The organism is Clostridium pabulibutyricum (genome assembly GCF_058242705.1).
Genome location: NZ_JBZAYZ010000001.1, coordinates 73619 through 96973, shown reverse-complemented (window position 1 = coordinate 96973; position 23355 = coordinate 73619). Strand labels below are relative to the sequence as shown.

The following is a 23355-nucleotide window of genomic DNA, read 5'->3' as shown; positions in this document are numbered from 1 at the left end:
TTATTAAACTCACATTTCTATGTTATATAAATACATTTATTGCTAATACTCCAACCAGTCCACAGACTGCTATAAGTGTCTCAACCAGCGACCATGACTTCAATGTTTCTGGTATTGAAAGATTGAAATATTCTTTAAACAACCAGAAGCCAGGATCATTTACATGTGAAAATATTACGCTTCCTGATCCTGTGGCAATTACCATAAGTTCAGGGCTTACTCCAGTAGCCGCTATAATCGGAGCTACGATTCCAGCCGCTGTCATGGCGGCTACTGTAGCCGAACCTAAAGCTATTCTTAAAACTGCAGCTATAAGCCATGCCAAAAGTAAAGGTGATATATTGCTTCCCTGCATTGCATTTGCTATATAATTTGATACTCCGCTGTCAACAAGAACCTGTTTCAAAGCTCCGCCTCCGCCTATTATCAATAATATCATTGCAATTGTCTTTACCGCCTCTGTTACCGTATCCATTACCTCGTCTATCTTCTTGCCTCTATTTAATCCAAATGTAAACAAAGCTACAATTACTGCTATTAAAAGTGCAATTACCGGATCCCCAAAAAAAGTTGCATATTTAAGTACTGCAGAACCCTTTGGCATTGTCATTTCAGCTACTGCCTGAACCGCCATAAGAAAAACAGGTATTAATGCTGTAAATATACTTACTCCAAAGCTTGGCATTTCTTCATTTGTAAATATCTTTGGATTATACAATCCTTTCGGAATCGGATGCTCCATATTTTTTAAAAATTTAGAAAAAACAGGTCCTGATATTATAGCAGTTGGTATTCCCAAAATTGCACCGTATAATAACGTTTTACTTATGCTTGCATTATAAACTCCGGCTATTGCCGTTGGAGCTGGATGAGGCGGCAGAAATCCATGTGTTACAGAAAGTGCTGCTGCCATTGGCACTCCTATATATAAAAGAGGTATTTCTGCTTCAGCAGCTATTGTAAATACAAGTGGAATCAAAAGTACAAAACCTATTTCATAAAACAGTGCAAAACCTACTACAAATCCGGTTATAACTACAGCCCATTGAATTCTCTTCTTTCCAAACTTTTCAATCAAAGTTGTGGCAATCCTCTGCGCTCCACCACAATCGGCCAAAAGTTTTCCAAGAATTGCACCAAAGCCAATTATAAGCGCAAGACTTCCAAGTGTCCCTCCTACACCGTTTTTTACAGATGTTACTACCTTGTCAATCGGCATTCCCTCCATTACACCTACAAGAAGTGCAACTATAATCAAAGACAAAAAACCGTTCAATTTAAACTTAATCATCAGCAATAACAGTAAGGCAACTCCAATGCCAATTATAAGTAGTGGCATTTATATCACTCCCCATTTTAATTATTTTCATTTTGTATACTGCTTATCTCTAAAAATTCGTCTTTCAGCCTGTCATATAATTTTTTATAAATGCTGAAATTTTTCATATAAATCTCATGATTCTTTTTATCAGGTTCAAATACTTTTGATATAGGAACCATCTTCTCAACTTCTTCAATATTATCTATAATACCAAGTGCTTTCATTCCAATAACTACGGCACCAAGACATGAACTCTCATAACTTTCAGCAATTACTACCCTCTTGTTGAATATGTCAGACATCATTTGAACCCACAACTCTGATCTTACGAATCCTCCTGTCGCATATATGGTGTTTATTTTTCCAGTAGTCTCCTCAAGAGCCTGGCCAACATCATATATTCCATACATTACACCTTCAAGAACTGCTCTTAAAAAATGCTGTCTCCTGTGCTTTATATTAACCCCGAAAAATACTCCCTTTGAATTTGCATCCCAGTGTGGAGCCCTTTCACCTAGCAAATACGGAAGAAATATTAAGCTGTCCGCTCCAGGATTAACTTTCGAAGCTTCCAAATTTAAAATATCATAAGCATCAATTCCAAGCTGCCTTGATGCTTCCAGTTCGGCAGTTGAAAAATTATCTCTGAACCACCTGTAAATTACTCCTCCATTATTTACAGCACCACCCAGTACATAATGGTTTTCTGTCAATATATAACTAAATATTCTTCTATTGGCATCATTTTTAACATCTTTTGATATAACTCTTATAGCCCCACTCGTACCTATTGTCACTGCAGCATCTCCGTCTTTTATGGCATTGGCACCAAGATTTGCCAGGCATCCGTCGCTTGCTCCAATTACAAAAACTGTTTTTTCTGGAATTTTCATATAATCAGAATATACCTTGCTCAATCCCTTGACTTTATAAAACGTAGGTACTGGTTTTGAAAGTTTTTCTTCTGAAATTCCTATATAATCCAAAGCATCCCTGTTCCATTTCAAATCCCAAATATCAAATATTCCTGTGGCTGAAGCTACGGAATAATCAACTATATATTCATTAAACAGCTTTAAAAATACATATTCTTTTATTGATATGAACTTGTATGCTTTATTGAATACTTCTTTATCGTTGTCTCTCATCCAGCACAATTTGCAAAGTGGAGACATCGGATGTATTGGAGTACCTGTCCTCATATAAATTCTCTGTCCAATTTGACTGTTTTTTAAATTTTCGGCATATTCATCGCTTCGTGTATCAGCCCATATTATACAATTTGTAAGAGGTATTCCCTCTTTGTCAACTGCTATAACGCTGTGCATTGCACTGCTAAATGAGACTCCAAGCAATTCATTCTTCTTGACATCGTTTTCCTGAACTACATGCTTGATTGAGTCGAGAACCGCCCTGAAGATCTGTTCAGGATCTTGTTCACTCCATGATGGCTTTGGATTAAACAATTCATATTCTATATTGGATTTATTTAAAAGATTTCCTTTTAAATCAAAAGCTATTGCTTTTGTACTAGTAGTCCCAATATCAACTCCTACTAAATATTTCAATTAACCCGCCTCCTGTAAATACTTGTTTTCAGAAAATTTTTTTCGTTTTTGATTTGTAAACTATTTTATCAAAGTTTTCGAAGAAAATTTTCTTTACTTGAATTATATCATCAGCTTTTTATGATTACAATACTTTTTTGAATTTTTTTTTCAAAAACTTGCATATAAGCAGTCTTGAATCCAATATATGAAATATTTTTTTATAATTATAAAATGACTCCTCAAAAATCAAGAAGTCACATATAACAAACTTTATTAATTTTTTTGATATTAATTGTTCTTTTCAAAAGAATGTCCGCCAAACTCATTTCTCAAGGCCGCAACTACCTTTCCTGTAAATGTATCAGTTTCAATGGAGCGATACCTCATCATTAAAGACAATGCAATAACAGGGGCTGGAACCTGCAATTCCAAAGCTGTATCCACAGTCCACTTTCCTTCTCCCGATGAATGCATTACGCCTCTTATTCCACTTAAATTCTTGTCTTTTTTAAATGCGTCTTCTGCAAGTTCCATAAGCCATCCTCTGATAACGGAACCGTGATTCCACACCTTTGCAATTTTCTCATAATCAATATCAAATTCACTCTTTGAAAGTATTTCAAATCCCTCGGCTATGGACTGCATCATTCCGTATTCTATCCCATTATGAACCATTTTTACAAAATGTCCGCTTCCAGGACCACCAACATGAAGATATCCATTTTCTACAGACAAATCTTTAAATATACTCTCACAGTAACTAAACGGCTCATCCTCCGCTCCAATCATTGTGCATGCTCCATTAAGCGCTCCGCTTGTTCCTCCACTTGTTCCACAGTCAATAAAGTTTATTTCTTTTTCTTTTAAATATCTGTATCTTTTCAGTGAATCCTTATAATTGGAGTTTCCTCCATCTATTATTATGTCTCCAATATTCAAGTATTTTAATAATTCATCTATAGTCTTGTCAACTTCCCCTCCTGCCGGAATCATCAGCCATATTATTTTTCTTCCTTTTAGATTCTCAGATAATTCACTGATACTTGAAGCCCCTCTTGCTCCCTTTTCTTCAATATGCTTTATATTTTCCCGGTTCAAATCATATGCAACCACGCCATAATTATTTTTCAATAAACTCAATGCTATGTTAAATCCCATCTTCCCAAGTCCAATTATTCCTATATTCATACCTGCATCTCCTTTTTCATATTTTTAATTTCATAAAGTTTGATAATTTTTTTCATTAAATAGCATATACACCTTATTTTCATCATTTGCAAAGAAATTTTTCTTTAATAAAATTATATCACTAGCATTTTTCCCTTACAACAACACAATTAACTAATTTAATGAAAATAATTTTTATAAAAAAATATTTATGATATAATTAAATAATGTAACAGTTATTGTAGTCTAATATATCTCTTTACTTAAGAATAGGAGTTTTAAAATGTCTAACAACAAACAGAGCTGCCTTGAACGAATTACTTCAAGCTATGGCAGTTTAAAAGGTGCCGAAAGAAAAGTAGCTCAATATATATTGGAAAATTCTAAAGATATAATTCATTTCTCTATAACAGAACTGGCAGAGGCAAGCCATTCAAGCGAAGCAACTGTATTTAGACTGTGCAGCAAGCTTGGATATAAAGGATATCAAGATTTAAAAATAAACCTTGCAGGCTCAGTAATAGAACCAATGGAAAACATTCATGGAGAAATAAAAGAAGGCGATGACACTTATATTATTATGCATAAAATCATGCGTTCAAGTATAGACAGCATTCAAAAAACCATCAAATTAAACAAAGTCGAAATCATAAACAACGCTATCGAATTGATACTCAAGTCAAACAAGCTAATGTTTTTTGGAATGGGCGGCTCTGCAGCAATTGCAAATGATGCATATCATAAATTTATACGTACTGGAATCAACTGCGTAAGTTCATCTGATTCCCACTGGCAGGTGATGTTTTCCTCCATGAGTGATAAAAACGATACAATCCTCGCCTTTTCAAATTCAGGAAGCAACAAAGAACTTGTTGAAAATGTAACTTTGGCCAAAAAAAACAATATCAATATTATATCTGTTACTGATAATGAAAAATCTCCCCTTGCAAAAGCATCGGATGTAGCCCTTATAGCCTATGGAAATGAATCCATGTTCAGAAGCGAAGCATCTGAATCCCGTTTGTCATCTCTTATGATAATTGATTGGCTTTACGTTGGCGTAGCTTTTAAGCGAAAAGACATAACTTTGAAAAATCTTGAAAATATAAGAAAAGGAATTGCCTATAAAAGATTTTAGTAAAAAGACAACTGGAAGTGAAAATTTCCAGTTGTCTTTTTACTTGGTTTAACTATTCTGCTTTGGACTCATCATTTGCTTCTACTTTTGATGTCTGACCTTCATCTTGAGTTTTTTGTTGAGCCTTATCCATCTCAGTATTATCTTCCTGGCTTTTATCTACCTTATCATTCTCTTCCTGAGTCTTATCTTCCTGGTTTTTCTCCACCTGACCGTTGTCTTTCTGGCTCTCTTCCTTTGTTACAGTATATTCCATATTATTTATATCATAGGTGCCTTCTAAATTTTCAATCGGGCTTAAAAATTTACCTTCTGCTTCAGTTTGTCCTTCTTTAATGTTGTCGATAAAACAATATGCAACCATTTTGCCTTCACTATTATATACAAGTATCGGTACCCTGCCTCCAAAAATTTTGTTTCCTTTAAATGGTTCTGTAAATTTAATCTTTATTCCATCCTTTGTAAGCTTCTCTATTGTGAAATACGGTTTAATATCAATTACATCTGAAACATACTCATCCATCGTATTTCCTGCTTCGTCGGTGAAGTTTTTCACTACAAGCTTCCATTTTCCTTCTGTTAAAGTTGTCTCGGGATTTATAAGATAAGCTCCTATATCCCTGAATCTTGTAATTCCCTCGTTTTTAGGATCAAAATCATAGTCAAATGGAATCTGATCGATCCTAAATGCTATCTTTTCTCCATTTTCCTTTGATTCTGCATCCTTTTTCATAATGTCTCCCATAAGTCCATATTCACCTTTTATGACTATTGGTTTTCCATCTTTGTCAAGTTCATCTTTTCCATCACTGCCTACCTTGTGATATTCGGCTGAGAAAACAGGCAGTCCGTCTTTATTTGTTTCAAGCTGCTGCTGACTCGGAGTAAGTGGATTATACGTTATAATCTCAGGCAATTTTGTATTTGCATCTTTTAACTCCGATATCATTTTTTCTGTAAATATCTGAACTGGTTCATTGAATACAATTCTTGTACTTCCTGCAGGCTGCATACCGTTTTCCCCTATATATGTGTATATTGGTTTATCATATACAACTTTTGGTTTCTGGTTGTCCTTTACAAGATTTATATCACTTTTTGCAGTTATCTCACCTGTTTCTGAACCATTTGATATTTTATTTCCTTCACTATCTTCAAGTCCTTCCGCAACAAGTTTAAGACCACTTACTCTTTTGTCATAATAATTTATGCCGGTTTTTTCCGTATTAAGTATTCTCGTCCAATCCTCTGTAAGTTCCAAAATAACTCTGTCTGTATTCTCCTTAGTTTTTACAAGAAAGCAAGTTACAGGTTTTCCTCCCTCTACATTTGCAAGAGACTGTTCTGTACTGTCATTTTCCAAATCTACAGTAATTTCGCCAAGCTTGCCAGCTCCATAAGGATCTGCTTTAGTATTATCCGGAACTATGATTTTTAATTTTCCCTTGTTTGGATTTATCTTCTGATTGAATACTACCACGAATTGTTCTACTGATTCATTTTCACCATCTTTGTCATGACTGTAATCACCATCTTGATACCAGTCAAAGGAAAAGTTGTTATTTTTATAATCTGCTGCCGATTGACCATTTACACTTTCAATATCATTTTTAATGGAATCAACCGGAGTTCCTGTCTTAAGCTTTTCAAAGCTTTCTATGTCCTGACCCGTATACCATTTTCCATTATATTTATAATACACTCCATTGTTTTCATCTACAGTTTTTGATGCTTTTACAAAAGTATTTAAATTGTAAATAGAATTTGTTACAGTATCCAGCTTAAATAAGTTCTTACCTATAACCAGAGAATTATCTGATATGTTCGGAAGCTCATCAACTCCTGCTGCCATTACAAAACTGCCTGTACCTAAAACTATTGTTGATGCTAAAAGATATGACATTATTTTTCTTTTTATCATTATTCGTTCCCCCTAATTCAAAACACTAAATTTGATATATTATTGTCTTTTTGAATCTGAAATTTTGATTTGTCTACTTTCTGATCAAAGAATATTGACAGTACTCTTACTGTTCCATCGTTGTCCTCATCCTGTGCTATTACTTTTCCATCATACAAAAGTTTGTATCCTTTTAGAATTTCTGAACTTTTATTGCTCGTAACTTTTACATCATAGGTAAGAGCACCTGGAAATGACAAACTGGAAGAGGCGGTATAATAATTTTGATTGTTATGATGGCTTGAGCCTCCAGAACTTGATGAACCGCCTGAATTTCCAGAATCTTTTTTATCCACATTTGCCAGCGAGTCAACTACACTTTTTGATACAAGTTTTTCTCCACCTATAGCTACAATACTGCTGTTATCACTTACCTTGTCTTTTATAGTGTCCACAAGCTTGCTGCTTATATTTTCGCCAAACACTATTGGATTTGATTCTTTTGCTGCAAGAGGTGCAGCGCAAAGTGCATCTGCAAACTGATCAACTCCGTTGTACTTTGCCACTGTTAAATATATTTTGCTGAAATTTATATCATCCTTGAATCTTTCTATTACTTTCTCATTGCTTTCATATCTGTCTTTTCCATATATTCTTTCAGAATTTGAGGTAATTTTGTCCATATTTCCTGGAACACAGGAAGTTCCTCCTATTATGTATGCTTTTCCTATATTATTTTTATTTATATAATCTTTTATATTGTTTTCATTTTGATCTGCAAGTAAAATAGGCATGTTTTTGCTAGCTGCTATTGAACTCATAGTAAGTGCATCCGATGGAACTTTGCCTGAAACAAGAGCTACTTCACTGCCTTTTTCAAACTTATCTGCAATATATCTTGAAGTTTGATATCTATCCTGTCCACCAATTCTTTCCACTGTCTTTATACTAGAAACATTTTTCTTTATATCTTTCTCGACCTGGCTTGAAACAGCTCCTTCTTTTCCTATTATTGTAACTTTTTCAGGACTGAGCCTTTTTAACTCCTGCATTACATTACTGCTCACACTGTTTTTCCTGACAAGAAGTACAGGAGCATTGTATTTTTTCGCAAGAGGTGCTGCGCAAAGTGCATCTGGAAAATCTTCTCCACTGCATATTATTGCATTTGAAGAATTCTGCCACCCGTCTTTGCTTATAACCGACGATGTTTCGTATCTGTCATTTCCAAAAATCCTTTTCTGCGTAAGTTCATGCGAAGACGATTGAGCCATTACAGTTGATGACGACAATATCATAGTCAATCCAAACAAACTTACAATTTTCTTTAAAATCATCTTAGTCCCCCTAAAATATTTTTTAGCTATATTACTTTAACAGTAATATTAATGTAACTGATAAATATTAACACATGATATTCATTATCAATTACACTAATAACTTATCACAGATATATTTTCCAGTCAACACATATTTATCTTTTTTATTTACGAATAATGAAAAGAAACAGTTTTTAAGTTACTAGTAACTTAAAAACTGTTTCTTAATTATTTCTATAAATCCTGTCATATATTCCGGTAAACGTAAATTTTTATTATATATCAGTTCTATTTTATCAGTTTGATTCATACCTTCTATTTCAAAATACTTAAGTTTATTATTTAAAAACTGCGTGTTATTTAATAATTCAATTCGTTTCAGCATTATCTCATTGCAAAAACAAGCCCCCAAGTTTCTCCCTGCTAAAAGTATTTGTGTATCAGTATCACTGATAGTCAACATACTTTTTAATATCAAACATCTGTCATCAAGAAAATGATTTATAGTTTTATACAATCGGCTGTTGCACGGACTAAGTATAAAGGGGATTCCAATAAATTTTTCCATAGAAACTTTGAAGCCTTCTTTTATATAGTCATCTTCCTTCTGAAAATATTTATTTAACACATACGTTGAAATCACAAGATATATCCTTGCATCCATCAAGTGAATTTTCTTTATTTCAGGAAGTGGTTTTACATTAACCCCAAGAAACATATCAATATCACCATTTAAAAGCCTTTTTTCCAAATCATCCGATTCATCATGAATAATTTCAAGAGAGACATTGGGAAATTTTTTTTGATACTGCTCCAAAAGACCCGGAAGAATTATTTTTGCCCTGGTAGAGTGCATCCCAACTCGAAGTTTGCCTCTAATTCCATCCTTCAATTCCAAAAGTTCGGTTTTCATTATATTTTCAATACTTTTAACTTGTTGAAGTCTATATGCCATAATTTCTCCAGCTTTTGTCAATACCAATCTTGGCCTCCTGTGAAATAATTTTATACCATATTCCTCTTCAAGATGCCTAATTTGGTCGCTAAAGGCCTGCTGAGTTATAAATGCTTTTCTTGCAGCATCACTTATGCTTTTTTCTTTAGTTGCCATCAAAAAATGTTCAAGACTGTTTTTCATATAATCCCCTGCTTTCATTCCATATTTTTACTATCTCAGTATGATAATTACACATTAATTAACTCTCTGTTCCAAGTATATATACAACATTTATATTGTAGTATTATCTGAATTTAACTGTTTTACTTTTATAATCACAGTATTTATACTGTGATTATAATCCTAAGGAGGTATAAATACTATGAAACAAGATGATAAATTTGATCAAATCAAAAATAAAAAATTTAGAAGCAGTACCCTGACAAACGGTCTTGAACGCACAGGTCAGCGTGCACTTTTATATTCAGTTGGATTAGATGAAGAGGATATGAAAAAGCCTCTAATCGCAGTTGTCAGCTCTTTTAGTGAAATCGTTGCCGGCCATGTCCATGTCCATGAAATAGCCGATTATGTAAAGCAGGGAATACGTGACGCAGGCGGTGTACCAAGAGAATTAGAGACCATTTCTATATGTGACGGATTATGTCAGGGACACTTGGGCATGCGATATCCCCTTCCAAGCCGTGATCTAATTGCAGACTCAATCGAAATGATAGTGGAAGCTCATCAATTTGATGCAATGGTTCTTATTCCAGGCTGTGACAAAACCGTGCCTGGAATGATCATGGCTGCCGCACGTTTAGATATACCTGCCATTGTAATTACAAGCGGCCCTATGCTTCCTGGAAACTTCAACGGGAACGATAATTTCTGTTCAAGCGAACTCAGAGAATTCTCAGGCCAGGTTCAAGTTGGAAAAATGACCCTTGATCAGCTTCATACTGCTGAACGTTCAGCCTTACCCACTGCAGGCACCTGTGCTCATATGGGAACGGCAAATTCAATGGCCTGTATAACTGAAGCCCTTGGTATTTCATTGCCTGGATGTGCCACAGCCTCTGCAGTTTCAAATAAAAAACGCCTTATCGCAAAACAATCCGGCCGCCGCATTGTAAATATGCTCAAAGAAGGCCTGACAGCACGTAAAATTATTACAAGAGATGCTCTTTTAAATGCCATTTCAGTTACCATGGCCATGGGTGCATCCACTAATGCAGTACTTCATTTAATGGCAATCGCCAAAGAAGCATCAGCTGAACTATCACTCAGCGATTTCGACAATATAAGTAGAAAAGTCCCTTTCATCTGCAATTTGCAGCCATCCGGAAAATATCCCCTTGTTGCACTTGACACATGCGGAGGAGTCTCTGCAGTTTTAAAAACCATCGAAGACAAATTAATGCCAAATCATATGACTGTTACCGGTCTCTCCATAATAGAAAATATTAAACATACTCCTACAATAGAAAACAAAATTTTGTATCCTCTATCATCACCTATAAACACTGAAGGTGGAATTGCCGTACTCTATGGTAACCTTGCCCCTAAAGGTGCCGTGGTGAAACAATCCGGTGTTGCAAAAAGCATGTATTATTTTAAAGGAACTGCAAAAGTATTTAATTCAATGGAAGAGGCAAATGAAGCTGTACGAAGTGATACCATCAAAAAAGGTGATGTTTTAGTTATAAAATATGAAGGACCAAAAGGTGGCCCCGGAATGCGTGAGATGTTAATGACTACAGCCATGCTCATGGGGCGTGGTCTCGGTGAAAGCTGTGCCCTTATTACAGATGGACGTTTTTCAGGCGCAACACACGGGCCATGTATTGGACACGTTTCTCCTGAAGCAGCAGCGGGTGGGCCTATTGCAATGGTTGAAAATGGTGATTCTATTATAATAGATATCCCTAACCGTTCTCTTACCCTTGAAGTATCTGAAAAAGAACTTTCAAATCGTCATAAAAATTGGAAACCGGTTAAAAGACCTATGAAACCAGCTCTTGCAAAATATGCTTCAAAGGTTTCATCTGCAGATACCGGTGCTGTTACATTTTAACATCCTATAAAATATACAGCATGAACTCAAATATTCATGCTGTATATTTTCAATTCAAAACACTAACTTCATTTATATAATCTACAATATCACAAACATTCTTAAAGTCCGCGGCTTTATCATCGTATATTGTAATATTAAACTTTTTTTCAACTTCTAAGATTAGTTTTGCAAAATCAATAGAGTCAATTCCATATTCTTCTGTGAACTCTGTTTGTTTTGTTATATCTTTTTCATCCTGTCCCAAAATTTCGGCGAGAATACAAGAAACCTTATCAAAAACCATTTATATTCACCTCCTTACTCTTAATTCAAAAATTTGCTTTTTTTGCCTGTATAGCACAATGCAAGTTTATGCAGTGCCCTTGTTGATGCAATATATAAAAGCTTTTTATCTTCCATACATTTATAATGCTCATCATCCACATTATAAATAACAACTGCATCGAACTCCAATCCTTTTGCCATATAAATGGATGTAATAGAAATGCCGGATATCTCATCTGCAAAAGTGTTGTCTATCAAAACAATTTTCAAATATTTTTGTAATTTTCCATACAATTCAGAAGCTTCCCTTATACTTTTGCAAAGAATACAAATAGACTTGCAAGTCTTTTCTTCAAGTCCCTTAATAAATGTTATTACTCCTTTATCCAATTCATCCCTGGTATCACCGAATATAATTTTGGGTAGGGTCCCTTTTCTACTGAAACATTCCTGTTTTATGTTCTTGTCAATAAATTTTTCGCTAAAGCAAATAATTTCGCTGGTACACCGAAAACTCTTTTTCAAAGTAAGTAATGCAGATCTTTTTTTATTAAATATTGTTTTAATTTGATCATAAAAATTTAATGAAGTCTGCTTTTCTATTGTCTGATTAATATCACCCAAAATCGTATATTTTGCTTTTAAATACAAAGACTTTAATATTTCAAAATGTATTGGATAATAATCTTGTGCTTCATCTATTATTACCTGTTTTATATCTTTATAAAAATCATACCCAGTCATCTTTACTTTTAAAAACACAGCCCCCAATGCATCTTCATACTGTAAATTTTTATAAACTAACTGTTTCATCGTTTGCTGCCTGATTTCTTCAACATTTTGTGGCAATTTTAATCCCTTGGCAAGGGTATAAAACAAGTCCTTATTATTGTACATTTTATAATAAAGATCCATGTAATCAATCCTTGTAAATTTACGAATATGAAAAAGAAGCATCCTATTTTCATGTATTGATATCATTCGTGAGAATGCTCTCGCCTCGTACATATGTTCCGGATATCTATCTGCAAATTTTTCCAGTTTCATAATTCGCTGCTTATTTTCTCTGCGAATCTCTTCTAAAATCATATTTTCCATCTTTTCAAGCCTTATAATAACCGGCACCTTGGAATCTCTTTTTAATAGCCATGATTTCAATAAATTTTTTTTGAAAATCAATTTACCATTATAATAAACATCTTCTATCGGTATTAATTTGCGTTCATAGCAAAGTATCAGTCTTTTTAACATTATTACAAATACATCTGAAGTCTTGAACTCCATACTTAACTTAAAAAATTGCTTTTCATAATCTCTAGTACAAGTAATGATTTTTTCAAAAAACTGATTGCGTGTTTGAGCTATTTCAAAATCACCCTTCGACACTTTATTTAGAATATCCTCAAAATCCAAAGTTTTTACATTATCCTCACCCAACTCCGGGAGTACATTTGAAATATATTTTGCAAACAAACTATTCGGTGAAAGTATCACAATATTGTTTGATGAAAGTCTATCTTTAAGCCCATGATACATAAGGTATGCCGCACGATGCAGAGCGACCGACGTCTTACCGCTTCCAGCTACTCCTTGAACCATCAAAAGATCATTCTTTGAATCTCTTATAATAATATCCTGATCTCTCTGTATGGTTTCAACAATAGAAGTCATCCGTGATGAAGCATTTTTAGATAATAGCCTGCGCAAAAATTCATCTACTATTTGCACATTTGCATCAAAAAAATATTCAAACTTACCAAATTTTATTTCATACTGGCGCTTCAAAGAAACTTTTCCATACACAATACCATCAGGTACTTTATACTCAACATTTCCAGACCCGAAGCGATAAAAAATACTAGCTATAGGTGACCGCCAATCAAAAACAAACATTTTACAAGTATCATCATCCATGAAAGAATAACATCCAATATATATTTTTTCTTTATCTTCACAACCATCTTCCTTAAAGTCAATACGTGCAAAATACGGTGACTCTTTTAAAATTTTTAACTTTTCTATCTCATTATTGCAAGAAATATAAGAGGACGTTCTGATGTTTAATTCCTGTAAATACTGAGAAACTTCAACTGATTCATCAGAATCATGTATTGAATGCACCGTATCATTCCACATTTCCCTCCTTGAGGAAACAACATCATTACATCTGTTATTGTTACTTGTCAACTTCTTTCCCAATTCCAGTTCGATATACGTTATTGTCTTATTAAAATACTCAAGCTCAGATGCCAACTCAACTTTATAGTTTTTTACCATAACAAAACCTCCTACGTATGTATATTACATCTCCATTTTTAAACGAAGCATGAAAAAAGTAGCAGAAGTTTCAGCAATGTGTTCTCTAAGCAGCTTCTTATCCTGTATTAATCCTCTTCCGTTTATAAAATTGGATACCTCTCCGACAATATAACAGTGCACATCATGCAATATATCATGCATTTTCTCCCTTTCAGAAACCTCAGGACATATACAAGCACAAATATCCTTTAAAATTTCAATCATTACATCCACTGCATTTTCTGTAGCAATTATATCTTTTTCCGGCCTTTTGTCATCAATATAATCCATCCATAGAAGCCTGAACCATCCTTTATTATCCAAATAAAGTCCTGACAGCGCAAAATAGAATTGATAAAGTCTAACATTATAATTCTCTGCACTGTCAATATTGAGGGATATCTGGCTCACAAACTTATTTTCTATTTCAATATGCGCCTCCCAAAGCAATTCATTAAAAGACGGAAAATAATTGTACAAATTTGTATGCGCACACCCCATAACACGAGCAATCCTTCGAAGATTTACATTTCGTATGTCACTCTCATCTTTCAATAAATCAAGGGTTGTTTTTATTATTTGTTCTTTTGTTATACTTTTTTTCATTCAAACACCTCTCTTATTACCAGTGGTAATAAGAGTCTAGCACACTAACAATGCAAAGTCAATCAAGGTATGTTTTAAAGCTACATAAAGTCCTTATGAACAAAAGACCTTATACTTATATAAAAATATATTAAAAAAGTAACTAAAAGTATCAATATAAAAGGCACAGGTTCAACTCTTGGTGAAAGATTTAAACCCTGGGGAAACATAGCATAATAAGGTGGAACAAATGGCAGCCACGCTCCTATATATGATGGAAGACCTGTAAGAACTATATTTGGAACTACGGAAGAAATACTAAATGTCAAAATCGCACCAAATGATTTAAAGCGACATGCCAATCCAATTTGAAGTACTGCCAGTGGAAAACATGCAAGCCATCCGCCAAATATACGTAATATAACAATTTTCAATGGAATTGATCCTTCCACTCCAATAATTTTACCTGCAATAAAATATCCCATAAAATAAATCAACTGTATAACTGCAATTAAGGCAATCAAAGTTAGAATTTTAGATAAAATAACCTGCCAACGAGGATAAGGTAAAGTAAGAAGCTGTTTCCATGACCCCTCTTTATGCTCATAAAAGCATAGAAAGGCTGCAAAAAGTGCTGTAAAAAGCGGCAAGAAGAACATTCCATGGAAAAGTACTCCCTGAAAGTAAAGTGTCATCCAGTTTGGCTTAAAATAATCCACCAAAGATTTTACACTTCCGGTTGCAAGAATCCACGTTCCAACCTCCTCTAATAATATCAAAAGCAATATAACTCTCCATTTTATTTTTTGCAGTTCTGATAAAAACAATTTATACATATATTTCCTCCTATTTTATCTCTAAATTACGAAATTTCACAGCACCTGCTATAAGAAAAATTACTCCGATTCCCAATCCCAATATAATCCACAAAATATATTCCTTAATGAAAGGACTTGCCATGGAAGGATATGCCCATGGAAAAATGTACAGACCTTTTTGTATGATTCTAGGTAGAAAAAGGCTTGAAACTGCTCCAGTTACACCAAATGCAAGAGGAAATGTTTGATTATAAAAATACATTGAAATAAATAATTGAATGGAAAGAACCGGAAGTGATGCTGCTAGACACCCAAATATTTGTTTTGCAAGAAATAAAAATGGTAACGTCTCATTAGAATACATAATCCATACCACTGAAAATCCACTTAAAATCAACGTACTGCATATAATCATCAGAATAATAACCCAGACAGCTTTAATAACATAAAAGGCTGTACGACTTACTGGCATGGTAAAAAATAATTTCAATCCCTGTGCCTGATGTTCAGTTTCAGATACTATACTGCACATAATAGAAATAGTAAGAAGCATTGTAAAAGAAAGAAACATGTATACTACATTTAACCCTGACATTATTCCTCCTGCACCCTGGCGAAAATATATATACCACTCAAGACATGTAAATAAAATCAAAATGATAGAACTAACAACTGGAACGACATAGCAAATTTTTCTTGTCTTTTGAATTTCTGCATAAAGCAATTTTATCATTATAAGCTTCCACCCTCTCCCGTTAAAGATAAAAAGATGTCTTCCAACGTAGAAACATATTCCTGCATATGTTGTATGGAAAATGGCTTTAAAATTTGAAAAACTTTTTCTTGGTTAATATCCTCTGTCAGTGATATAAGAAGTGTATCCTCCTGCAAAACCACATCAACTCCGGCGGAGGCAAGTGCACGATATGCCTCCTGCATATGATCCACTCGTACTGAAAGTCTTGAACCACTTTTCTTTTCCAGTTCCTTTATATTGTCCTGAAAAATAAGTCTTCCTTTCTGAATAATTCCAATTTCATCGGAGATAGACTGCATCTCGCTCAAAATATGGCTTGATAAAAAAACAGTAATTCCCTGATTTCTGCAAAGTGACAGCATCAGTTCTCTAATTTCCTGAATTCCAGCTGGATCGAGACCATTTATTGGCTCGTCTAAAATTAAAAGTTTTGGTTTTCGAATTAATGCCTGGGCAATTCCAAGACGCTGCTTCATTCCAAGAGAATAACCTTTTACAGTTTGATCTGCATAAGGTGTAAGCCTAACAATCTCCAAAACTTCATCTATATTTTTCTCCGGCAAATCCATAAGGCCACAAATAATTTTTAAGTTCTTATATGCAGACAAGTGCCCGTAGTAAGACGGTCCTTCTACAAGGCATCCAACATTTCTCAAAATTTCTTCACGATGCTTTTGAAGAGATTGTCCCATAATCTGGATAGTTCCACAATCTGCACGAATCAAACTTAAAAGCATACGAATTGTTGTAGTTTTACCTGCTCCATTTGCTCCTAGGAACCCATATATTTTTCCTTCTGGAACACGAAGATCAATATGATCTACAGAAACATGCTTTCCAAAACTCCGTGTTAATCCCTTTGTTTCAATTATATATTTACCCATAAAAAAACCTCCTGCATTACTTGATAACAAGAGTATAAACAATGAATATAATTTTAAGGTAAACAAAAGTAAAATATAAGTAAAATTTTTCAGATTGGCAACTTGATGAAAATGGAAGTTCCATGTCCCAAAGTACTTTTTACATCAATGGAACCATCATGCAATTCAATAAATCTCTTTGCAATTGCCATTCCAAGTCCAGATCCTCCCGAATGTTTGTCTGTGGATATCCCTCTATAATAACTTTGAAAAAAATTTTTCTGGACTTCATAACTCATTCCAACTCCATTGTCCATAATTTTTATTATAAGTACGCCTTTAACCTTTTTAAGAAATATATTGATTTCTGTTTCAGGTGGATTGTGCATAACCGCATTCACAATAATATTCTGCAAAGCCCTCTGAATCAATACTGAATCTATTCTAATAGAAATTGTTTTAACACTGGAATCAAAAGAAAAACTATATGATGAAAAGTCTGGTGAATTGGCAATGTCCAGTATTATATTGCGAATATACTCAACCATCTCCACTTCCTTTTTATTGGTAAAAATTTTTCCATCTTTGGATTCAAAAGAGAGATTCAAATCATCAATCAAATATTTTATATGTTTTGATTTTTCTTCAATTTTACTTCCAAAGTCTATTAATTCTTTATAGGTCCATTTGTACTTTTCAGCAGAAATCATAGATGCATAGCCCTGAATATATGAAAGTGGCGTTTTTAAATCATGTGTAATACCTGAAAGCCACTCCTGACGATTTTTTTCAAGTCTTTTCCTATCTTCCTCAGCTTGCTTCAATTCATTTGTTAAAATTTTCATCTGTATTAAAAGTTCCTTGTATATAAACTCCGCACATTTATTCAAAAATAAATGTTTCTTATGTTTGCTTGGTATCATGGGTTCTCTGAAACTTCCCTGGGATAACAGTTGAATCCATGAACTAATATAAAATACTGGTCTTATTACAATGATAAAGAACAGATATACTGCAAGCATTGATGAAATAATAGTAGCTGTATGTCGAAATATCTCGAAGCTTACATAAAACTGAAAAAAAGACAACTTATATACAAATTTAAATAGAGAGAGGAGTATATCAAGACTTATCAAATAAACCAGGAGAACAGCAATCATAAACATTAAAACTTTAAGAACTATTTTAGGGGAAACTCTCATTATCAAGACATCTCCTTTTTATGAGGAACAAATTTATAACCCAGTCCCCGAATATTGTGAATATACTTTGGTTTGTTGGATTGAGTTTCTATTTTTCTGCGTATTTTTGAAATATGCATAACTACTGTTTTCTCATCTCCCATATTGATTTGTCCCCATACATTTTGGTAAAGTTGTGCCGTTGTAAAAATCCTATTTGGATGTTCAGCAAAATAAAGAAGCAGTGAATACTCCAAGGCAGTAAATTCCAGTGTTTTTCCATTTTGTTTCACTTCACAGGAATCCTTGTTTATAGTAAAGTCCTCAAACTCTATAATATTTAAATTTTGTCCATTGGAATAAATGTGCTGATGCCTCAACTGCACTTTAATTCGAGCAACCACTTCCATTGGATTAAAGGGCTTTGTAATATAATCATCCCCACCCATTGCAAACCCAGTCAATTTATCATAATCTGAGGTTTTGGCCGTTAAAAATAGTACAGGCACATCTGTTGTTTTACGCAGCTTCATGCAAAGCTCCAGGCCATTCATGTCCGGAAGCATGATATCCAATACAATAAGTTTCGGTTCATATTTCTTAATCATCTGTAGTGCCTCACTGCCGGATTCTGCCTTTTTTATATTTTCAAATCCTTCTTTTCTTAAAACAATTTCCAGCATATCCAATATGCCAACCTCATCGTCTACAAGAAGAATATACTTTTCCACTTTTATCTCTCCTTTTGGATTGTAATACTTTATATTATATCTGCCAACTTTTTTAGTATATCACATATCTCTTTTTGATTAAAAATCAAACTTAAATTAAGCGACAATGATAGAAACAAATAAAATAACGCATAAACAAAATTTGTTTATGCGCCTTACAAGGCATTAAAAATATCAAGCAACCAAAATTATATAATTATCCGTTGATATCCAATATGTCCACCCCAAATTTTAAATTACCTTCATCCAGTAATTTTATAGTCTTTTCTCCACCATTTGTGACCACAACCGGTGTCGTTATATCATATCCCTTAGATACAATATAGTTAATATTAAAATCAATTAACAAATCTCCATGTTTAACTGAATCTCCTTGTTTAACATGAGCGGTGAACGGTCTTCCTTCAAGTTCTACAGTATCCAGTCCAATATGAATTAAAATTTCAGTCCCATTGTTTGAAGTTAAACCTATTGCATGTCCTGTTGGGAATATCATTGAAACTTTTCCGTCAAATGGTGCATATAATTTTCCTTCACTTGGAAGAATCGCAAATCCTTCCCCCATTGATCCTGATTTAAAAGCTTCATCTTTGACTTCATCAAGTTTAATTACTTTTCCAGACATCGGCAGTGTAAATGCATATTCATTTTTAGAACTTTCATCTGTAAATTTATCTTCAATTCCAAGAATAAATGTAACTATCATTCCAACAACAAAACAAATTATTAAGCCGATCAAATAATAAACAAGAGTATCCCCAATAAAAGCGGGAATAGTAGTCAATCCTCCAAACACAAAAGCATATGCCTTTACGCCTGCTTGTCCAATAAATGCTCCTCCGGCAGCGCCGCCTGCAATCGCTCCTATCAAAGGTTTTTTATACTTTACTGCAATACCATAGATGGCCGGTTCCGTAATTCCTGCAAAGAAAATTGACAAAAGTGCTGAAAGAGAAAATGACTTCATTTTTTTATCTTTTGTCTTTAATAAAGTTCCCATTGCTGCTCCAGCCATTCCGAAATTCGCAGCTGCCGTTAAAGGAACAATTTTATCAAATCCTAAAACACTTATATTTTGAATCATTACAGGATTAACTGCCCACTGCAATCCGAAAATAACCATAACATTCCAGATTCCTCCAATAAATGCTCCGGCAATCCAGCCATTAAAACTCATCAAAGTATTCACAACATTAGCAAATGCCTTACCAACATAAACACCAAATGGTCCGAATGCAATTGCTGTCAGTGGAACCATTACAAGAAGAGTTATTAATGATACAAATAATAATTGCAAATTTAACGGAATAAATTTCTTCAATAACTTTTCCAATTGTGCCTGGCACCAAACAGCAAGAATTGCCGGAATTACAGTTGAGCTATAGCTCATTAAAACGACAGGTATTCCAATAAAACTTGAAATCGCACCATTTCCGCCATTACCCATAAGACCAGTAAAGTCCGGCATTATAAGTGCTCCCATAACAGCTACGGCTACATACTGGTTTGCTCCGAATTTTTTGGCAGAAGTAAATGCTAATAAAATAGGTAAAAAGTAAAATACTGCTGTTGAAGAAACTGTTAAAATAGTATAAGTGCTGCTTTTATCAGAAAGCCATCCAAGTTGAGTAAGTAAAAGAACAATTCCACGCAGTACACCGGAACCTGCCAGTAGTGGAAGCAGCGGAGTGAAAATTCCAGCAACAGTATCCAAGAAAATAGTAATAATGTTCTTACTTCCTTGTTTAGTTCCAGTTGATGACTCATTTTCAAATCTAGTGTTTTTAATAGCATCTTTATAAACTGACTCTACTTGAGGTCCAATTACTACCTGATACTGTCCACCTTTTTCCATTGTGCTCAATACACCATTCAAATCACTAATTTCATTATCATTGACTTTTTTCCTATCTTTAAATGACATTCTCAATCTAGTTGCACAATGAGTAATTGATTGTATGTTATCCTCTCCGCCAACTAAATCAATAATCTCTTTACCTAAATTTTTTCCCATATCAAACCCTCCCAGATTAAACGATTACCCAATCATTATAAAATATTAATCACGAATTTTGAATCGCCTTGGTTTATTTCTAATTTTCATATTCAATATTTGAAATCATTTTTACGCGATTGCTGTGTCGTCCACCTTCAAATTTGGCATCCAGCCACTCTTTAACAATCATTTTTGCAAGTTCAATTCCAACAACTCTTGATCCAAATGCTACAATATTTGTGTTGTTATGCTCTTTGGATAATTTGGCAGAATACGGTTCACTGCATACTACTGCACGTATTCCTTTCACTTTATTAGCTGCAATGGAAATGCCGACTCCTGTTCCACAAATCAATACTCCTCCATCAAAATTTCCTGCTGCAACTTCTTCGGCCACTTTTCTTCCGTAAATCGGATAATCAGTCCTTTCTGAAGAATACGTCCCAAAATCTTTCACTTCATGTCCCAAGTCTTTTAAATACTCAATAATTGCCGGTTTCAATTCTAATCCAACATGATCACTGCCAATTGCCAATTTCATAATATCATTTCCTCCTAAAAAGCCTATCTTCTTAATTTTTTAAATATTTCTTTATATGAATCCTTTTTGCAAAATAAGGATGAGGTACCTAAAATAAAACCTTCAACGCCAATTTCACTTAACTTTTTTATCTTATCATAAGAAATAGCACCATCAACCATTATTTTAAAACTAAAACATTTTTTCAATTCAACCAACTTTTCAATTTTAGGATTAACATAATCTAAATATTTCTGTCCAGAAAATCCCGGATTTACTGTCATTACCATTACATAATTCACTAACGGAAGCAGTTCTTTAATTGTCTCAACTGATGTTCCCGGGTTAATTGCAATACCCGCTTCTTTCTCTTTGCTGGAAATAACATCAAGTGTTCTTGCCACCTGCTGGTCTGCTTCAGGGTGAACATAGATAATATCCGCTCCCATATCAGCAAACATTTCAACATATTTTCCCGGATTTTCAATCATCAAATGAACATCGACCTTTTTTTTGGTAGAAGCCCTCACTAACTTAAAATCCTGCAGCCCCATTCCAAAGTTGGGAACAAAGCTTCCATCCATAAAATCCATATGAAAAATATCAGTTCCTGCCTGGTCAAGCTCCTCTGTATCCTTTTTTAAATTTGAAAAATCTGCACACATCATTGATGGGCATAAGAGTTTATCCATACTTGCTTTCCTCCTTTGCGGTAACGATTAACCACGTTTTAAAAAATATTTGGGTAATCGTTTGTTCTTTATATTTCAAACTATATCACGATATTAGAACAATGTCAACGTTTTATTTTTAAAATGCACTTGAAAAATTGCTGAAGCTATGAGAAAATATAGGAAAATGCGACTGTATCGAGATAACGATTACTCAAAGGAGTATGATTTATGAAAAAATATTCAATTAAAGATATTGCAGAATTAAGTGGTGTTTCCGTAGCAACTGTTTCCAGAGTTATTAATGATAATGGACGTTTTTCAGAAGAAACAAGAAAACGTGTTTTAAAAATTATTGAGGAAACCGGATATAAAATGAATTACAATGCGAAAAGTCTGCGAATGAATAAATCTTTTACCATTGGAATTTTAGTCCCTGATATTAGTAACTATTTCTTCTCACATGTTGTACAAAAAATCGAAGAAATCCTTTTTGAAAAAGGCTATACATCTATTATTTGCAATACTGCTCGAAATGAAAAAAAAGAAAAAGCTTACCTGCAAATACTTCAAGGCAAAGGTGTAGATGGCCTAATCGTGATATCAGGAGTAGAAGAGTTTTCTTTTGATGAATACCAATCTGAAAAAAAAATACCTTATATTTGTATTGATAGAGAACCTAAAAACAAAGATCATACAATATTTATATCTTCCAATCATTATCAAGGTGCCTTTGAGGCCACAGAAGAGTTGATAAAGTCTGGCTGTAATCATCCTGTAATTGCTTTATATAAGAGGATATCCACGTCTTCAAAAGAACGTTTTAAAGGATTTAAAGATGCTCTTAAAAAAAATAATTTTACTTTTGTCTTTGATGAAAATACAATTGTTTTTGACAATTCAATACCATTTGAAAATAAACTTAAGCACTTTCTAAAGGCTAACCCAATAACAGATGGTATTTTTTCAATAAATGACACTATTGCTCTGGAATTAATTATACATCTATCTCATTTAAACAAAAAAATTCCTGAGCAAATTAAGATAATTGGATTCGATGATACATCCTATGCCAGATACTCAAATCCACCACTTTCTTCTGTACATCAAAATACAGAAAAAATTGCAAATTCGGCAGTTGAAAACTTGCTTGGTCTTATTGATAAGCCTTCTAAAATCGGCAAAACCATTATAATACCCGTATCTCTAATATTAAGAGAATCTAGCAAAGTTAAGTAAATTAACTTTGCTAGATTGTG

The 23355-nt window shown here is 33.9% G+C and carries 20 protein-coding genes; 3 read left to right on the top strand and 17 right to left on the bottom strand.

Features of this window, described 5'->3' with window-relative positions; all coding sequences use genetic code 11:
• Positions 1–22: 22 nt before the first annotated feature.
• The 3 genes from gntT to gnd all read right to left on the bottom strand — a co-directional run bounded on the left by gntT (position 23) and on the right by gnd (position 4059).
• Entirely contained in the window at positions 23–1339 is a 1317-nt protein-coding gene (gene gntT, locus AC4CVH_RS00495; RefSeq protein ID WP_490785750.1) for a gluconate transporter, read from the bottom strand.
• A gap of 17 nt (positions 1340–1356) precedes the next feature.
• Entirely contained in the window at positions 1357–2889 is a 1533-nt protein-coding gene (gntK, locus tag AC4CVH_RS00490; protein ID WP_490785749.1) for a gluconokinase, read from the bottom strand.
• Between the two features lie 270 nt (positions 2890–3159).
• A complete protein-coding gene (gene gnd, locus AC4CVH_RS00485; RefSeq protein ID WP_490785748.1) occupies positions 3160–4059 on the bottom strand; it encodes a phosphogluconate dehydrogenase (NAD(+)-dependent, decarboxylating) in 900 nt (299 codons plus the stop codon).
• Positions 4060–4321: 262 nt separating this feature from the next.
• Here gnd and AC4CVH_RS00480 point away from each other — a divergent pair, with 262 nt between their 5' ends.
• Positions 4322–5176: a MurR/RpiR family transcriptional regulator gene (locus AC4CVH_RS00480; protein ID WP_490785747.1), complete on the top strand. Its 855-nt coding sequence runs from the start codon at positions 4322–4324 to the stop codon at positions 5174–5176.
• Positions 5177–5228: 52 nt separating this feature from the next.
• Here the strand turns inward: AC4CVH_RS00480 and AC4CVH_RS00475 are convergent, their stop codons facing one another.
• The 3 genes from AC4CVH_RS00475 to AC4CVH_RS00465 all read right to left on the bottom strand — a co-directional run bounded on the left by AC4CVH_RS00475 (position 5229) and on the right by AC4CVH_RS00465 (position 9533).
• On the bottom strand, positions 5229–7097 hold the full coding sequence (locus tag AC4CVH_RS00475) for a hypothetical protein (protein WP_490785746.1): 1869 nt from the start codon (positions 7095–7097) through the stop codon (positions 5229–5231).
• Positions 7098–7114: 17 nt separating this feature from the next.
• Positions 7115–8413, bottom strand: a complete 1299-nt coding sequence (locus AC4CVH_RS00470; protein ID WP_490785745.1) for a cell wall-binding repeat-containing protein — start codon at positions 8411–8413, stop codon at positions 7115–7117.
• A gap of 184 nt (positions 8414–8597) precedes the next feature.
• Positions 8598–9533, bottom strand: coding sequence for a LysR family transcriptional regulator (locus tag AC4CVH_RS00465; protein WP_490785744.1), 936 nt, complete (start codon positions 9531–9533; stop codon positions 8598–8600).
• 181 nt (positions 9534–9714) lie between these two features.
• On the opposite strand from AC4CVH_RS00465, the gene ilvD reads away from it, so the two are divergent.
• Complete coding sequence (gene ilvD, locus AC4CVH_RS00460; RefSeq protein ID WP_490785743.1) at positions 9715–11409, top strand: dihydroxy-acid dehydratase; 1695 nt, start codon at positions 9715–9717, stop codon at positions 11407–11409.
• Positions 11410–11458: 49 nt separating this feature from the next.
• Here ilvD and AC4CVH_RS00455 read toward each other — a convergent pair whose 3' ends face one another.
• The 11 genes from AC4CVH_RS00455 to AC4CVH_RS00405 form a co-directional block, all read right to left on the bottom strand.
• Positions 11459–11695 (bottom strand): acyl carrier protein, encoded by a 237-nt coding sequence (locus AC4CVH_RS00455; protein ID WP_490785742.1) that lies wholly within the window; start codon positions 11693–11695, stop codon positions 11459–11461.
• 20 nt (positions 11696–11715) lie between these two features.
• Positions 11716–13953, bottom strand: a complete 2238-nt coding sequence (locus tag AC4CVH_RS00450; RefSeq protein WP_490785741.1) for a HelD family protein — start codon at positions 13951–13953, stop codon at positions 11716–11718.
• A 24-nt stretch (positions 13954–13977) separates the two neighbouring features.
• Positions 13978–14580 (bottom strand): TetR/AcrR family transcriptional regulator, encoded by a 603-nt coding sequence (locus tag AC4CVH_RS00445; protein WP_490785740.1) that lies wholly within the window; start codon positions 14578–14580, stop codon positions 13978–13980.
• A gap of 80 nt (positions 14581–14660) precedes the next feature.
• Positions 14661–15395, bottom strand: coding sequence for an ABC transporter permease (locus tag AC4CVH_RS00440; RefSeq protein WP_490785739.1), 735 nt, complete (start codon positions 15393–15395; stop codon positions 14661–14663).
• A 10-nt stretch (positions 15396–15405) separates the two neighbouring features.
• Positions 15406–16110 (bottom strand): ABC transporter permease, encoded by a 705-nt coding sequence (locus AC4CVH_RS00435; protein WP_490785738.1) that lies wholly within the window; start codon positions 16108–16110, stop codon positions 15406–15408.
• On the bottom strand, positions 16110–17018 hold the full coding sequence (locus AC4CVH_RS00430) for an ABC transporter ATP-binding protein (protein ID WP_490785737.1): 909 nt from the start codon (positions 17016–17018) through the stop codon (positions 16110–16112). The genes AC4CVH_RS00435 and AC4CVH_RS00430 overlap by 1 nt, the downstream gene beginning before the upstream one ends.
• Before the next feature lie 89 nt (positions 17019–17107).
• Entirely contained in the window at positions 17108–18199 is a 1092-nt protein-coding gene (locus AC4CVH_RS00425) for a sensor histidine kinase (RefSeq protein ID WP_490785736.1), read from the bottom strand.
• Positions 18200–18201: 2 nt separating this feature from the next.
• A complete protein-coding gene (locus tag AC4CVH_RS00420) occupies positions 18202–18909 on the bottom strand; it encodes a response regulator transcription factor (RefSeq protein ID WP_490785735.1) in 708 nt (235 codons plus the stop codon).
• Positions 18910–19105: 196 nt separating this feature from the next.
• The gene (locus tag AC4CVH_RS00415) at positions 19106–20923 is read right to left on the bottom strand and encodes a beta-glucoside-specific PTS transporter subunit IIABC (protein ID WP_490785734.1); all 1818 of its coding nucleotides are present in this window, start codon (positions 20921–20923) and stop codon (positions 19106–19108) included.
• Between the two features lie 79 nt (positions 20924–21002).
• Positions 21003–21446 (bottom strand): ribose 5-phosphate isomerase B, encoded by a 444-nt coding sequence (gene rpiB, locus AC4CVH_RS00410; RefSeq protein ID WP_490785733.1) that lies wholly within the window; start codon positions 21444–21446, stop codon positions 21003–21005.
• Positions 21447–21469: 23 nt separating this feature from the next.
• Positions 21470–22117 carry a ribulose-phosphate 3-epimerase gene (locus tag AC4CVH_RS00405; RefSeq protein ID WP_490785732.1) on the bottom strand — a complete coding sequence of 216 codons (648 nt, stop codon included), beginning with the start codon at positions 22115–22117 and terminating at the stop codon, positions 21470–21472.
• 210 nt (positions 22118–22327) lie between these two features.
• Here AC4CVH_RS00405 and AC4CVH_RS00400 point away from each other — a divergent pair, with 210 nt between their 5' ends.
• Positions 22328–23335 carry a LacI family DNA-binding transcriptional regulator gene (locus tag AC4CVH_RS00400; RefSeq protein WP_490785731.1) on the top strand — a complete coding sequence of 336 codons (1008 nt, stop codon included), beginning with the start codon at positions 22328–22330 and terminating at the stop codon, positions 23333–23335.
• The last annotated feature ends 20 nt before the right edge of the window (positions 23336–23355 follow it).